Origin of the sequence: Agromyces sp. NDB4Y10 (genome assembly GCF_001620055.1) — a bacterium.
In the GTDB taxonomy this organism is placed as follows: domain Bacteria; phylum Actinomycetota; class Actinomycetes; order Actinomycetales; family Microbacteriaceae; genus Agromyces; species Agromyces indicus.
Map to the genome: position 1 here is coordinate 139,719 of NZ_LQGY01000025.1, position 14,868 is coordinate 154,586.

At 72.7% G+C, this 14,868-nt stretch carries 11 protein-coding genes; 6 read left to right on the forward strand and 5 right to left on the reverse strand.

Annotation, left to right across the window (positions count from 1 at the left end; translation table 11 throughout):
• Window positions 1–97 precede the first annotated feature (97 nt).
• Genes AVP42_RS06795 through AVP42_RS06810 form a run of 4 tightly spaced genes read right to left on the reverse strand, consistent with a single transcriptional unit; the run spans window position 98 to window position 5,268 of the window.
• A complete protein-coding gene (locus AVP42_RS06795; protein ID WP_067947382.1) occupies window positions 98–1,783 on the reverse strand; it encodes an ABC transporter ATP-binding protein in 1,686 nt (561 codons plus the stop codon).
• Entirely contained in the window at window positions 1,780–2,655 is an 876-nt protein-coding gene (locus AVP42_RS06800) for an ABC transporter permease (protein ID WP_067947384.1), read from the reverse strand. The genes AVP42_RS06795 and AVP42_RS06800 overlap by 4 nt, the downstream gene beginning before the upstream one ends.
• On the reverse strand, window positions 2,652–3,632 hold the full coding sequence (locus AVP42_RS06805; protein ID WP_067947386.1) for an ABC transporter permease: 981 nt from the start codon (window positions 3,630–3,632) through the stop codon (window positions 2,652–2,654). The genes AVP42_RS06800 and AVP42_RS06805 overlap by 4 nt, the downstream gene beginning before the upstream one ends.
• The gene (locus tag AVP42_RS06810; RefSeq protein ID WP_067947388.1) at window positions 3,610–5,268 is read right to left on the reverse strand and encodes an ABC transporter substrate-binding protein; all 1,659 of its coding nucleotides are present in this window, start codon (window positions 5,266–5,268) and stop codon (window positions 3,610–3,612) included. Before AVP42_RS06810 ends, AVP42_RS06805 begins: the two co-directional genes overlap by 23 nt.
• Before the next feature lie 125 nt (window positions 5,269–5,393).
• On the opposite strand from AVP42_RS06810, the gene AVP42_RS06815 reads away from it, so the two are divergent.
• The 5 genes from AVP42_RS06815 (at window position 5,394) to ndk (ending at window position 11,537) form a co-directional block, all read left to right on the forward strand.
• Window positions 5,394–5,795, forward strand: coding sequence for a GntR family transcriptional regulator (locus tag AVP42_RS06815; protein ID WP_067947390.1), 402 nt, complete (start codon window positions 5,394–5,396; stop codon window positions 5,793–5,795).
• Window positions 5,796–6,017: 222 nt separating this feature from the next.
• Window positions 6,018–9,335 (forward strand): isoleucine--tRNA ligase, encoded by a 3,318-nt coding sequence (gene ileS, locus AVP42_RS06820; protein ID WP_067947391.1) that lies wholly within the window; start codon window positions 6,018–6,020, stop codon window positions 9,333–9,335.
• Window positions 9,332–10,705 (forward strand): folylpolyglutamate synthase/dihydrofolate synthase family protein, encoded by a 1,374-nt coding sequence (locus AVP42_RS06825; RefSeq protein WP_067947393.1) that lies wholly within the window; start codon window positions 9,332–9,334, stop codon window positions 10,703–10,705. Before ileS ends, AVP42_RS06825 begins: the two co-directional genes overlap by 4 nt.
• A complete protein-coding gene (locus AVP42_RS06830) occupies window positions 10,702–11,118 on the forward strand; it encodes a DUF4233 domain-containing protein (protein WP_067947395.1) in 417 nt (138 codons plus the stop codon). Before AVP42_RS06825 ends, AVP42_RS06830 begins: the two co-directional genes overlap by 4 nt.
• A complete protein-coding gene (gene ndk / locus AVP42_RS06835; protein WP_067947397.1) occupies window positions 11,115–11,537 on the forward strand; it encodes a nucleoside-diphosphate kinase in 423 nt (140 codons plus the stop codon). The genes AVP42_RS06830 and ndk overlap by 4 nt, the downstream gene beginning before the upstream one ends.
• A 67-nt stretch (window positions 11,538–11,604) precedes the next feature.
• Here ndk and AVP42_RS06840 read toward each other — a convergent pair whose 3' ends face one another.
• Entirely contained in the window at window positions 11,605–12,228 is a 624-nt protein-coding gene (locus tag AVP42_RS06840; RefSeq protein WP_067947399.1) for a vitamin K epoxide reductase family protein, read from the reverse strand.
• A gap of 272 nt (window positions 12,229–12,500) precedes the next feature.
• Here AVP42_RS06840 and AVP42_RS06845 point away from each other — a divergent pair.
• Window positions 12,501–14,868: Rne/Rng family ribonuclease (locus AVP42_RS06845; protein ID WP_082847057.1), on the forward strand; the 2,368-nt coding region annotated here is incomplete at its 3' end.

A 14,868-nucleotide genomic window follows, 5' to 3' on the forward strand; every position in this document is an offset into this window, starting at 1 on the left:
CGGTTCGGTATGTGCGGCACCGAGTCCGTGGGGGTGCCTGAATGTGCGACGCTCCAGCTTACCGGAGGGGTGCTGCGCGCTCGAAGCCGGGGGTTCCTCAGGCGGCCAGGCGCGGGGCGTCCGCGACGAGCTGCGCCGTGTATGGATGCTGCGGGGAGCCGAACACGTCGTCCGAGCTCCCGGTCTCGACGATGCGCCCCGAACGCATGACGGCGACCCGGTCGCTCATGTGGCGGACCACTCCGAGGTCGTGCGAGATGAACAGGAGCGCGAGTCCGTCCCGGCGCTGCAGGTCCTCGAGCAGGTCGAGGATCTGCGCCTGGATCGTGACGTCCAGTGCCGACACCGGCTCGTCGCAGATCAGCACGTCCGGTGCGGCGGCGAGGGCGCGGGCGATCGCGACGCGCTGCCGCTGGCCGCCCGAGAGGGTGAGCGGTCGGCGTGCGCCGACGGGTGCCGCGAGGCCGACCTGGTCGAGCAGCTGGGTGACCCGCCGGTCCCGCTCGCGGCGTCCGGCTCGGGGCAGGACGGTGCCGAGGGCGTCGTCGAGGATGCCGCGGACGCTCCAACGCGGGTCGAACGAGCTCAGCGCGTCCTGGTAGACGGCGCCGATGCGACGGCGCATCGGCCGGCGCTCGCGCTCGGGGAGGCTCGACCACGGCCGGCCGTCGAGGAGCACCTCGCCCGCATCCGGCGCGGTGAGGGCGAGGGCCAGGCGCGCCACGGTCGTCTTGCCCGATCCGGACTCGCCGACGAGCCCGAGGGTCTCTCCTCGGCGCACGTCGAGGGACACGTCGTCGACCGCGGCGAGGCGCCCGCCGGGCACGGGGAAGGTCTTCGTCACGCCGTCGAGGCGGAGCACGGGTCGCTCTCCGACCGCGGTCCGCGCGGGCGGCGCGGGGCGATCGCCGGTCCGGACCGCGTCGTCGGAGCCGCCATCGCCGGTGACCGGGGCGGACGACACGCTCAGGCGCTCGCCTCGGGCGCGGTCGGTGGGCACGGCGGCGATGAGCGCCCGCGTGTACGCGTGGCGGGGCGTGCGGAGCACCTGCTCGGCGGGACCCTCCTCGACGAGGCGGCCGCCCCGCATGACGAGGATGCGGTCGGCGAGGCCGCCGACGACGGCGAGGTCGTGGCTGATCAGGAGGATCCCCGTGCCGCGCGAGCGGATCTCGCCGAGCAGCGCGAGGATGCGCGCCTGCACGGTGACGTCGAGCGCCGTCGTCGGTTCGTCGGCGATGAGGAGCGGTGGGTCGAGGGCGAGCGCGGCGGCGATGAGCGCGCGCTGCCGCAGCCCGCCGGACAGTTCGCCGGAGCGGCGGCCGGCGGCCGCGGCGGGGTCGGGCATGCCCACCCGGTCGAGCAGGTCGACCACCCGCGTCCGCCGCTCGGCGGGCGGCATCCGTTCGTGGATGCGCAGCGCGTCGTCGATCTCGCGACCGATCGGCCGGAGCGGGTCGAGCGACACGAGCGCGTCCTGCAGGATCAGGCCGATGCTGCGGCCGCGGACGCCGCGCCATTCGCGTTCACCGGCTCGGGCGAGGTCGCGGCCGAGTACCTCGAGCCGTTCGGCCGTGGTGGTCGAGCCCGGACCGGCGAGACCCAGGAGCGATCGCGCCGTGACGCTCTTGCCGGAGCCGGACTCGCCGACGATCGCGACGCACTCGCCGGGCATGATCCGCAGCGACAGGCCGTGCACGACCTCGCGGCCGTCGAACGCGACGCGCAGCCCCTCGACGTCGAGGAGGGGGGCCGCGGCGGCGGCATCCGCTCGGGCGGTCATCGCACCTCCTGGTCGCGTCGGGTGAGCGCCCGGCCGAGGACCGTCGTCGCCACGGTCGTGCCGACGATCATGAGCCCGGGGAACACCGTCATCCACCACGCGGTGCCGAGGTAGGTGCGGCCCGCCGCGAGCATCGCGCCCCACTCGGCGGCCGGGGGCTGCGCTCCGAGGCCGAGGTAGCTGAGCGCCGACGCCCACACGATCGCCTGGCCGATGCCCAGCGTGGCGAGCACGAGGAGCGGCACGAGTGCGTTCGGCAGGATGTGCCGCGCGAGGATGCGTCCGGGCGCGTGTCCGAGGACCCGCGCCGACTCGACGAAGGGCGCGCTGCGGATCGCGACGAGCTGCCCGCGGATGATGCGCGCGTACCCGGGCGCGGTCGAGAGCCCCACGGCGATCGTGGCCGTCACGGGCCCCGGTCCCGCGATGACGATGACGAGCAGCGCGAGGAGCAGCCCGGGGAAGGCGAACAGCACCTCGACGAGCCGGCTGACGCCGAAGTCGACCGCGCGGCCGCCGAAGCTCGCGAGCACGCCGAGCACGGCGCCCAGCAGGAGCCCGATGAACGTCGCCGTGACGCCGATGAGGAGGGAGGTCCCGGTCCCGGCGACGACGCGGCTGTAGACGTCGCGGCCCGATTCATCGGTGCCGAACCAGTGCGCGAACGACGGCGCCTGGAACGCCTCGGCGGCGGAGATAGCGTTCGGCGGATGCGTCTGCACCAGCCCCGGCGCGAACGCGGCGACGGCGAGGAAGGCCACGAAGGCGAACGCGAGCAGCGTCCCGATGCGCGGCATCCGCCGTGCGGGGCGCGGCGCCTCGTGCTCGGCCGCCGACACGACGGTCGTCTGCCGCAGTTCGAGCTCGCTCACCGGGCTCCCTCCTGCCGGAGGCGCGGGTCGGCGACGCGGGCGACGAGGTCCGTGACCACGGTCATGACCACGTAGACGAGGGCGACGAACAGCACCACGCCGACGACGACCGGGATGTCGCGGAGCGTGACCGCCTGCAGGAGCGTGCGGCCGAGCCCGGGCATCGCGAAGATCGTCTCGACGACGACGGCGCCCGAGAGCAGCCAGCCGAGCGCCCACCCCGACAGGCTGATGCCCGGCAGCGCGGCATGGCGGATGGTGTGACGGAGCCGGACCCCGGCGGTGCTCTCACCGCGGGCCCGCGCCGAGACGACGAACGGCTGCTCGAGCGCGTCGAGCAGGCTCTCGCGCATCACCTGGGCGAGGAAGCCCGCGAGCGGGACGGCGAGGGTCACGACCGGTAGCACGAGACCGGCGGGCGTGCCCGTCGCGACCGGCGGGAGCCAGCCCAGGCCCGAGCTGAAGACGGCGATGAGGACGCCGGCCAGCCAGAAGTGGGGGAGCGCTGCGGCGGTGAGCTCGACGCCCTCGCCGACGGCCGCCGCGATGCGACCCCGCCCCGTCGACCAGAGCGCGAGACCGAGCGCGAGCATCCAGGCGAGTGCGAGCGAGAGCACCGCGAGCAGGAGCGTGCCGCCGACCTGCGCGGCGAGGAGGTCGGCGACGGGGACGCGGAGGGCGTAGGACGAGCCGAGGTCGCCGGTGAGCAGCCGGCCGAGCATCGCGAGGTACTGCACGACCAGCGGCTGGTCGAGGCCGTACTCCTCGCGCACGAGGTCGAGCGCCTCCTGGGACGCCTGCGATCCGGGGCCGCCGAGGATCGCCTGGGCGGGATCCCCGGGGATCAGCCGGATGGCGAAGAAGGTGAGCGTGGCGACGGCCCACATGACGAAGACGGCGCCGCCGACGAGCACCGCCGCGTGACGGGCGGTGCTGCGGCGGCGCCGGACCGGCTCAGTCGGCGAGCCAGGCGTCATGGAAGCTCGGCGTGGACACCGTCGGCATGGCGCGCGCGCCGCGCACCGACGGGTCGAGCAGGAAGCTGTTCTGCTGGTCGTACAGCGGAAGGAGGTAGTACCCGCCGAGGATGCGCTGCTGCGCCTGCTCGTACAGGTCGGCGCGGGCGTCGGCGTCGCTCTCGGCGGCGGCCTCGGTCAGCAGCGCGTCGACCTCGGGGTCGTCCAGCTGGGCGAGGTTCGCGAAGTAGCCGCTCGGCGCGGGCGTGATGCTGTCGGAGTGGTACAGGATCCGCAGCACGTCGGGGCCGACCTTGGTGTACGGCGCGCTCACGATCTCGTACTCGTTCGCGAACAGGCGCCCATACCAGCTGGACAGGTCGAGCAGGTCGATGACGACGTCGAAGCCGGCCTCCTTCGCGGTGGCCTGCACCTGCTCGAACAGCGACTGCTCGGCGGGGATCGACTGGTTGGTGCTCACCGGGAAGCGCAGCGTCAGGGGCTGCCCGTCCTTCAGGCGCGTGCCGTCGGCGTCGCGCTCGGTCCACCCGGCCTCGTCGAGCAGCTCGTTCGCGCGCTCGAGATCGGGCTCGAACCGCGCCGCGTCGGAGTACGCGAGCGCCTCGACCGAGGAGAGGGCCGAGTACGACCGCTCGGCGGTGCCGAAGAACAGCGCGTCGATGCCCTCGTCGACCTGGACGGCGCGGATGAACGCCTCGCGCACGCGCTCGTCGTCGAAGGGCGCCTGCCCCGAGTTCAGCTCGATGCGGTTCGAGGCGCCCGGACGCGGCGCGTCGAGCCACGTGAGGTTCCCGGACTCCTCGGCGGCGGCAATGGTGTCGGGCTGCGGGTTGTCGATCACGTCGACCTGGCCGCCCTGCAGCGCGGCGTACCGGGATGCGGCATCCGGCACGAAGCGCCACTCGATCGCCTCGAGGTAGGCGGGACCCTCGTGCCCGGCGTCGGCGGGCGGCGAGGAGTACTCGTCGTTGCGCACCAGCATCACGCGGTCCTGCTTCACCCACTCGTCGACGACGAACGGCCCGGTGCCGATCGGCGCCTCGCAGTTCTCCTCCAGGCCGCGGGCGATGCCGGCGGGGGACTGGATGGCGGTCCACGGCTGGCTCAGCGACTCGAGCAGTGCACTGTCGGGCGTGGTGAGGACGAAACGCGCCGTGAGGTCGTCGACGACCTCGACACGCTCGACCTTGCCCATCGCGAGGTAGCCGGTGGACGACTGCGTCGCCGGATCCCGCAGGTGCTCGACGTTGACCTTCACTGCCTCGGCGTCCAGCGGCGTGCCGTCGGTGAACGTCACCCCGTCCCGCAGCGTGAACTCCCACGCGAGGCCGTCCTCCGACGCCTCCCACGACTCGGCGAGCCAGGGAATGATCTCGCCGGAGTCGTCGCGGGAGACGAGCGACTCGAGGAACTGCCCCGCGATGAGCGCCTGCGGGTAATTGCCGCCGACGTGCGGGTCCAGGCACGTCGGCTCCGCGTCGCCGCTCGCGTAGACGAGCGTGCCGCCCTCCACGGGCTCGTCGGAGGCCTGCGGCTCGTCGGCCTGGCAACCGGCGAGCGCGAGGGCCGACACCAGGCCGGCGGCGATCAGGGCGGAACGGCCGAGGGGCCGTCGGTTCACGGGTGCAGCGCGCATCGAAGTCCTTGCGACAGGGGGAGAGGGTGGGCCGCACGTCGTCGGGGCCGGGATCATCCTGACACCGGCGACGATCGCTCACAAGCGAGTTGTGCGCATAAAGATAGAACAATACGCTTCACGGCGTGCTGATCCGCGTCGACCCCAGCGACCCGCTGCCGCTCCACGAGCAGCTCGCGCGCGGCATCCGCGCCTCGATCATCGACGGCCGGCTCGCCGGCGGCGAGCGCCTGCCGGCGGCCCGCGACCTCGCGGCATCCGTCGGCGTCAACATGCACACCGTCCTGCACGCCTACCGCCGACTCCGCGACGAGGGGCTCATCGAACTCCACCGCGGGCGGGGCGCCGTCGTCCTCGTCCGCCTCGGCGGGCACGGCGCGCTCGCGGGCGCCATCCACGACCTCGTCGACGAGGCCAAGGCGCGCGACATCGGCGAGCCCGCCCTGCTCGCGCTGATCAGCGAGGCGTATCGCTGGGCCCCGGGGGCACCGCCCACCGGCGTGCGCCGTCCCCCGACGACCCGGTAGTCTGGAGGGACCGACATCGATCCGGCCATCACCGGGGAGTCTTCGGAAGAACCGCCCGCAGCACGACCGCGGGCCCAGTAGAACCGAACGGGGCAGGCCCGTCACAGCCGCAGCACGAGAGGTCCGGCGCTCCGCCGCCGGGCAAGCGGGGTGGTACCGCGCAGGCGTCCGAACGGGCGCCGGCGTCCTCGCGGTAGGTGATCCGTCCCGCAAGGAGCGCGCGTGTACCCCCGCAACGACGACCAGCCCGTGGCCCCGTCGCCCGACTTCCCCGCCATCGAGCGCGACGTCCTCGCGCACTGGAAGGCCGACGGCACGTTCCAGGCGTCCATCGACCAGCGCGACGGCGCCGAGGAGTGGGTCTTCTACGACGGCCCGCCCTTCGCCAACGGCCTGCCGCATTACGGGCACCTGCTCACCGGCTACGCCAAGGACCTCTTCCCGCGCTTCCAGACCATGCGCGGCAAGCAGGTGCACCGCCGCTTCGGCTGGGACACCCACGGCCTCCCCGCCGAACTCGAGGCGGAGCGGCAGCTCGGCATCACCGACAAGGCCGAGATCGAGCGCATGGGCATCGCCGCGTTCAACCAGGCCGCGCGCGACGCCGTCCTCCGCTACACGAAGGAGTGGGAGGAGTACGTCACCCGCCAGGCGCGCTGGGTCGACTTCGAGCACGACTACAAGACGCTCGACGTCACCTTCATGGAGTCGGTCATCTGGGCCTTCAAGCAGCTCCACGAGAAGGGCCTCGCGTACGAGGGCCACCGCGTGCTGCCGTACTGCTGGCGCGACCAGACGCCGCTGTCCAACCACGAGCTGCGCATGGACGACGACGTCTACAAGAACGTGCAGGACCAGACCGTCACCGTCACCTTCCCCCTCACGGGCGCGAAGGCGGAGTCGCTCGGCCTCACCGCGGTGCGCGCCCTCGCCTGGACCACCACGCCCTGGACGCTCCCGACCAACTTCGCACTCGCCGTCGGACCCGACATCGAGTACGCGGTCGTGCCCGCGGGGCCGAACGGCACCCCGGATGCCACCGTCCTCCGCGAGCGCGCCGGCGGCGCGGCATCCGACACCGAGGTGCTCGGCGCCGAGTACCTCATCGCGATCGACCTCGTCGGCAACTACGCGAAGGAACTCGGCTACGAGTCGGCCGACGACGCCCGCGCCGCGGTCTCGCGGACGGTCCGCGGGGCTGAGCTCGAGGGCATCACGTACGACCGCCTCTTCGACTACTACGCCGACGTCGAACGCTGGGGCCTCCAGAACGCGTGGACCATCCTCGTCGCCGACTACGTCACGACCGAGGACGGCACGGGCATCGTGCACCAGGCCCCCGCCTACGGCGAGGAGGACCAGAAGGCGTGCGAGGCCGCGGGCATCCCGGTCGTGCTCTCGCTCGACGACGGCGGCAAGTTCCTCCCCGAGGTGACGGATGTCGCGGGGCTCCTCTGGAGCGACGCGAACAAGCCGCTCACGCAGCTGCTGAAGGCTGAGGGGCGCCTGCTCCGCCAGGCCAGCTACGAGCACTCGTACCCGCACTGCTGGCGGTGCCGCAACCCGCTCATCTACCGGGCGGTGTCGAGCTGGTTCGTGCGCGTGCCGGAGTTCCGCGACCGCATGGAGGAGCTCAACCAGGAGGTGAACTGGGTCCCGGCGAACGTCAAGGACGGCCAGTTCGGCAAGTGGCTCTCGGGTGCGCGCGACTGGTCGATCAGCCGCAACCGCTACTGGGGCTCGCCGATCCCGGTCTGGAAGAGCGACGACCCCGCCCACCCGCGCATCGACGTGTACGGCTCGCTCGAAGAGCTCGAGCGCGACTTCGGCCGCCTGCCGGTGAACCAGCACGGCGAACCCGACCTGCACCGCCCGTACATCGACGAGCTGACCCGGCCGAACCCCGACGACCCGACCGGCCGGTCGACCATGCGCCGCATCCCCGACGTGCTCGACGTCTGGTTCGACTCCGGGTCGATGCCCTTCGCGCAGGTGCACTACCCGTTCGAGAACCGCGAGTGGTTCGATACCCACAATCCGGCCGACTTCATCGTCGAGTACATCGGGCAGACGCGCGGCTGGTTCTACACCCTCCACGTGCTCTCGACCGCGCTGTTCGACCGGCCGGCGTTCGAGAACGTCGTGAGCCACGGCATCGTCCTCGGCAACGACGGGCAGAAGATGTCGAAGTCGCTGCGCAACTACCCGGACGTCAACGAGGTGTTCGACCGCGACGGCTCCGACGCGATGCGCTGGTTCCTCATGTCGAGCTCGGTGCTGCGCGGCGGCAACCTGATCGTGACCGAGGAGGGCATCCGCGAGGGCGTCCGCCAGCTCATGCTGCCGCTGTGGAGCACCTGGTACTTCTTCTCGCTCTACGCCAACACCGCGCGCGAGGGCGGATACGAGGCATCCCGCCGCACCGACTCGACCGACGTGCTCGACCGGTACCTGCTCGCCAAGCTCCGCGACCTCGTCGACGCCGTCACCGCCGACCTCGAGGACTTCGACTCGCCGCTCGCGGCGCAGAAGCTGCGCGACTTCGGCGACGTGCTCACGAACTGGTACGTGCGCCGCTCGCGCGACCGGTTCTGGGGCGGCGTCACCGAGGACGGCACCGGCAGCGAGGCCTTCGACACCCTGTACACGGTGCTCGAGACGCTGACGCGCCTGGCCGCACCGCTGCTGCCGCTCGTGACCGAGCAGGTGTGGCGCGGGCTCACCGGCGGACGGAGCGTGCACCTGACGGACTGGCCCGTGGCCGACGAGTTCCCCGCCGACCCCGAGCTCGTCGCCGCCATGGATGGCGTGCGCGAGGTCACGGGCGCCGTGCTCGCACTGCGCAAGCAGGCCGGCCGGCGCGTGCGGCTGCCGCTCGCGGCGCTCACGGTCGTGACGACGGATGCCGCGGCGCTCGCGCCGTTCGAGGGCATCCTCCGCGACGAGCTCAACGTCAAGCGCGTCGACCTCGTCGAGCTCGACGAGACGAGCGCCGCCACGTACGGCGTCACCAAGCGACTGACCGTCAACGCCCGCGCGGCCGGTCCCCGGCTCGGCAAGCAGGTGCAGCAGGCGATCCAGGCAGCCCGGTCGGGCGACTGGACCCTCGACGGCGACACGGTGGTCGCCGGCGGCATCCCGCTGGAGTCGGGGGAGTACGACCTGGTGCTCGAGGCCGGCGCGGCGGGCGACGGCCAGGCGCTGGGCCTCCTCGCCGACGGCGGCTTCGTCATCCTCGACACGGTGACGACGCCCGAGCTCGAGGCGGAGGGCCTCGCGCGCGACGTGGTCCGCGCCGTGCAGGACGCCCGCAAGGCGGCCGGCCTCGAGGTCGGCGACCGGATCCGGCTCTCGCTCACGCTCGACGCAGCGGGCGTCGCCGCCGCCGAGGCGCACCGCGACCTCATCGGCCGCGAGACGCTCGCTCCGGAGGTGGTGATCGCCGAGGGGTCGCCGAACGGCGACGAGGCGCGCTCGGTCGGCGACGGCTCGAAGCTCGCGGTGCGGGTCGAGAAGCTCGCGGAGGTGCCCGCCCGATGAGCACCGTGACGCCCGAGTCCACGCCCGAGGAGCGCGACGCCGCCGACGCCGTATACGCCGCGCTGCTCGCGCGCGTCGGCGAGGCCCAGCCGCAGCCGCGGCTCGATGCCACGCGCCGAGCCGTCGAACTGCTCGGCGACCCGCACCGCGCTGCGCCCGTGATCCACCTGACCGGGACCAACGGCAAGACCTCGACGAGCCGGATGATCGAGAGCATCCTGCGCGCGCAGGGCCTCCGCACGGGGCTCATGACGAGCCCGCACCTCGTGCGGTTCACCGAGCGCATCCGCATCGACGGCGAGCCCATCGCCGATGAGGCGGTCGCCCGCATCTGGGAGGAGATCCTCCCGGTGCTCGGCCTCGTCGACGCGGAGCTCGAAGGGCGCGGGGAGGTGCCGCTGACGTACTTCGAGGCGCTCACCGTGCTCGCCTTCGCCGCCTTCGCCGACGCGCCCGTCGACGTGGTGGTGCTGGAGGTCGGCATGGGCGGCGAGTGGGACTCCACCAACGTCGCCGACGGCCAGGTGGCCGTCATCACGCCCATCGCCATCGACCACGCCGAGCGCCTCGGCCGGACGATCGCGGAGATCGCCCGCACCAAGTCCGGCATCATCAAGCCGGGCGCGGCCGTCGTGACGGCCTTCCAGGCGCCCGAGGCGCTCGAGGTGCTGCACGAGGTCGCCGCGGCGCGCGAGGCGAGCGTCGCGGTCGAGGGCGGCGCGTTTGCGGTGCTCGACTCGCGCGTGGCCGTGGGCGGCCAGCTCGTCTCGGTGCGCGGGCTCGCGGGCGAGTACCGCGATCTCGCGCTCCCGCTCTACGGGCGCTACCAGTCGGAGAACGCGGCCCTGGCCATCGCGGCGGTCGAGGCGTTCCTCGGCGGCAACGTCCGACTGGCCGACGACGTGCTCGAGGCCGGGCTCGGCGCGGCGACCTCGCCGGGCCGCCTGCACCCGGTGTCGGTCGACCCGACCGTCCTCGTCGACGCGGCGCACAACCCGCACGGCGCCGCCGCCCTCGTCGAGGCGCTCGGCGAGTACTTCGACTTCGACGAGCTCGTCGTCGTCCTCGGCGTGCTGGGCGACAAGGATGCCACGGGGATCGTCCGGGCGCTGGAGCCGACCGGGGCGCGCTTCCTCGCCACGCAGTCCGAGTCCGACCGGGCCATCCCGGCCGGCGAGCTCGCGGCATCCGTGGCAGCGGTGGTCGGCCCCGACCGCGTCGACATGGTCGAGCGCCTCGACGATGCGCTCGACGACGCCCGCGACTGGGCGGCGCGCGGCGAGAAGCGCGGCGTCCTCGTCACCGGGTCGATCACCCTCGTCGGCGACGCCATCGCGATCGCCGACGACCGCGGCTGGAGCGACCGGTGACCACGGCCGAGCCCGCCGCTCCGATCCCGGGCGGCCCGCGGTCGGTGCGCCGCACCCTCGCGAGCATCGTGCTCGCGTTCGAGGTCGTCGTCGTGTTCCTCGCCGCGCTCGTGATCTGGGGGCTGTCGCGCGAGGAGGGCGGCATCCTGGGCCTGCCCGAGTGGGCACCGCTCGCCGGTGGCGGCGTGGTGATCCTCGGGCTCGTGCTCACCCTCGGCCTGCTCCGCCACGAGTGGGCCTACGGCCTCGGCTGGGCGCTGCAGGCCGTCATCTTCGCGTCGGGTCTGCTCAACCCGGCGATGTTCGTCGTGGGTGCCCTGTTCGGCGGCATGTGGGCGTACTGCATGATCGTCGGCGGGCGCATCGACCGTGATCGGGCGGCGTCCGCCGCCCCAGGAAGGGAACCCCAATGACCACCGCCATCGAAGAGACCCTCGTGCTCGTGAAGCCCGACGGGGTCGCGCGCAACCTCACCGGCGAGATCCTCCGCCGCATCGAGGCGAAGGGCTACTCGCTCGTCGACATCCGCATGGTGCAGCCCGACCGCGAGCTGCTCGCGAAGCACTACGCCGAGCACGAGGGCAAGCCCTTCTACGAGCCGCTCGTGGAGTTCATGGAGTCCGGTCCGGTCGTCGCGATGCGCGTCGCCGGCAACCGGGTCATCGAGGGCTTCCGCGTGCTCGCCGGCACCACCGACCCGACGACCGCCGCGCCGGGCACCATCCGCGGCGACTTCGGCCGCGACTGGGGCCTGAAGGTGCAGCAGAACCTCGTGCACGGCTCCGACTCGGTGGAGTCGGCCGAGCGCGAGCTCGCGCTCTGGTTCGACTGAGCCGTCCGCTCGACCGCGCGGCGGCGGTGTCCGGCGACGGATGCCGCCGCCGTTCCGCGTGCGCCGATCAGAACAGGTTCTGCAGGTCGATGATCACGCGCGGGATGGCGTTCATCTGCGCCTGCGCGAGCAGGATGACGACGGCGTAGCAGGCGATCGTGATGACGACCACCCATCCCATGAGCGTGTCCGCGACGCGCCGTACGGCGGGCGAGGCGGGGATCGCCCCCTCGCGGAGGTTCCGGAGCGTGACGACCAGGAAGACGGGGATCGTGACCGCCCACGTGAGCATGCACCACGGGCAGAGCACGTCGAGCACGTAGATGCTCTGCGCGATGAGCCAGATCACGAAGGCCAGCGCACCCGTGACGCCCACGTTCAGCCCGATCCAGTACCAGCGCGCGAAGCGGGCACCGGCGAGCAGGGCCACCCCAGTCGTGATGACCACCGGCCAGGCCATGAGCCCGATCAGCGGATTGGGGAACCCGAACAGCGCGCCCTGGTCCGACCCGAGGTTCACGCTGCACCCGACGAGCACGCCCACGTTGCACGCCGGCACGTAGTCGGGATTCGACAGCGTGAGGATCTTCTCGAGCGTCAGCTCGAACGCCGCGAGCAGGCCCAGCGCCCCCGCGACGACGAGGAACACGGCGAGCGCGACCGGCCGTGCCGGGCGGGGGGAGTCGGGCATGCCCGGTATTCTGGCACGCCGATTCCGCGCAGCGCTGGGAGACCGTGCGATAATCGTTGCAGTCGCCCGAGCCGCGCTCGGTGCGACGCCAACGAGGGCTTTGAGGATGCACCGCATCCGCATCCGCGGACGAACCGCGAGATTTGGCGTCACCGGCACCCGCCGGGCGCAGCAGAGAAGGATTGGCGGTCCGGCGCACGGCGCGGGACCGCTCCGAGGAGTACGGGGTGAGGTGGCGCGGCCACCGCTCCCGGCGTAGGAGTGCACCAGAGATGGTGGAAGACAACGGAACACCGACGAACGCAACGTCAGGCGAGTCGCCCCGGCGCAAGGTGGGGCTCTTCGGGGCCCGCCGCACGGGCCGCCGTGCGACCCAGGTCGTGCCGCGCAGCGAGCACGAGACCGCGGATGCCGCCGCGCCGGCCGCCCTCGAGACCCCCACGGGTCCGAGCGCACCGGTGACGGAGGAGTCCGCCGCGCCGGTCCTCACGCACGGCGACGCGCAGGAGCGCCAGGCCGAAGCGGCCGCGGAGCCGGTCGAGGCGGCCGCGGAGCCGGTGGCGGACGCTCCGGCCGACGCCGCGGCATCCGATGCCGCGCAGGTCGGCGAGGCGGCGGCTGAGGAGACTCCGGCCGATGCCGGGGCCGAGGCCGCCGGATCCGACGCGGGGGCCGAGCCGGCGTCGCCGATCCCCGCGGTGCTGACGACCACCTCGCTGATCTTCCACGCCCCGCCCGTGTTCGAACCGCCGGCCGCCGACCGGTCCGACCGGTCCGACCGCGGCGATCGGGACCGCGACCGCGAGCGCGACGCCCAGGGTGAGGGTTCGAGCGTCCGCCGCCGGTCCCGCCGCCGCAGCGGCGAGGAGTCGCGCAACGCCGGCGACGAGCCCGAGAACACGGTCGTCAAGGTCCGCAAGCCCCGCGAGCCGGAGCTGATCACCGAGCCGCAGAAGGTCAAGGGCTCCACGCGCCTCGAGGCGAAGAAGCAGCGTCGCCGCGACGGTCGTGACGCCGGGCGCCGCCGAGCCGTGATCACCGAGGCGGAGTTCCTCGCGCGCCGCGAGTCGGTCGACCGCCAGATGGTCGTGCGCCAGAAGGGCGGCCGCATCCAGATCGGCGTCATGGAGGACGGCGTGCTCGTCGAGCACTACGTCGCGCGCAACCAGGACGCCTCGCTCATCGGCAACGTGTACCTCGGCCGCGTGCAGAACGTGCTGCCGAGCATGGAGGCCGCGTTCGTCGACATCGGCCGCGGGCGCAACGCCGTGCTGTACTCCGGCGAGGTCGACTGGGATGCCGCCGCCGAGAACGGCGAGAAGAACCAGCCCCGACGCATCGAGCTCGCGCTGAAGCCGGGCGACCGGGTGCTCGTCCAGGTCACGAAGGACCCGGTGGGCCACAAGGGCGCACGCCTGACCAGCCAGATCTCGCTGCCCGGCCGCTACCTCGTGTACGTGCCGAACGGCTCCATGAACGGCATCAGCCGCAAGCTCCCCGACACGGAGCGCGCGCGCCTGAAGAAGATCCTGAAGGAGGTGCTCCCCGAGAACCAGGGCGTCATCGTGCGCACCGCGGCCGAGGGCGCCACCGAGGAGCAGCTCACGCGCGACGTCAACCGGCTCATCAGCCAGTGGGCCGACATCTCGCAGACCATCGAGAAGGTCCAGGCGCCGGCGCTCCTGCACTCCGAGCCCGACCTGCTCATCAAGATCGTCCGCGACGTCTTCAACGAGGACTTCCAGAAGATGATCATCGCCGGCGACGAGGCGCGCCGCACGATCGAGAAGTACCTCGGCCAGGTCGCGCCGGACCTGCTCGAGCGCGTCGAGGCCTACGAGGGCGAGCGCGACGCGTTCGACGAGTTCCGCATCACCGAGCAGATCGAGAAGGCGCTCGAGCGCAAGGTGTGGCTGCCGTCCGGCGGTTCGCTGATCATCGACCGCACCGAGGCGATGACCGTCATCGACGTCAACACGGGCAAGTTCGTCGGCTCCGGCGGCAACCTCGAGGAGACGGTCACCAAGAACAACCTCGAGGCGGCGGAGGAGATCGTCCGCCAGCTGCGACTCCGCGACATCGGCGGCATCATCGTCGTCGACTTCATCGACATGGTGCTCGAGTCCAACCGCGACCTCGTGCTGCGTCGACTCGTCGAGTGCCTCTCGCGCGACCGCACGAAGCACCAGGTCGCCGAGGTCACCTCCCTCGGCCTCGTGCAGATGACCCGCAAGAAGCTCGGGCTCGGCCTGCTCGAGTCGTTCTCCGAGTCGTGCGAGGTCTGCGCCGGACGCGGCATCATCGTCCACCACGAGCCGATCGCGAAGCACCGCGCGCCGCAGCAGCAGGTCGAGCGCCGCCGGAACCGCGGCGGCGCCAACGGGAACAACGGCGGGTCGTCGCAGGCCCCCGCGGCCGACAAGGCGCACCAGGGCACGCACGCGATCACCGAGGACGTGAAGCACGCGCTTGCGCAGATCGCCGCGTCGACCGTCGCGCACGCCGAGCAGAAGGCGCCGACGGATGCCGCATCCGAGCCGTCGTCGGCGGTCGCCGACGCCACGCCGGGCGCCGAGGCGCCGGCCGAGGGCGGCGGGCGCCGGCGTGGTCGTCGTCGCGCGTCGCGGGGCTCGGGCGGCG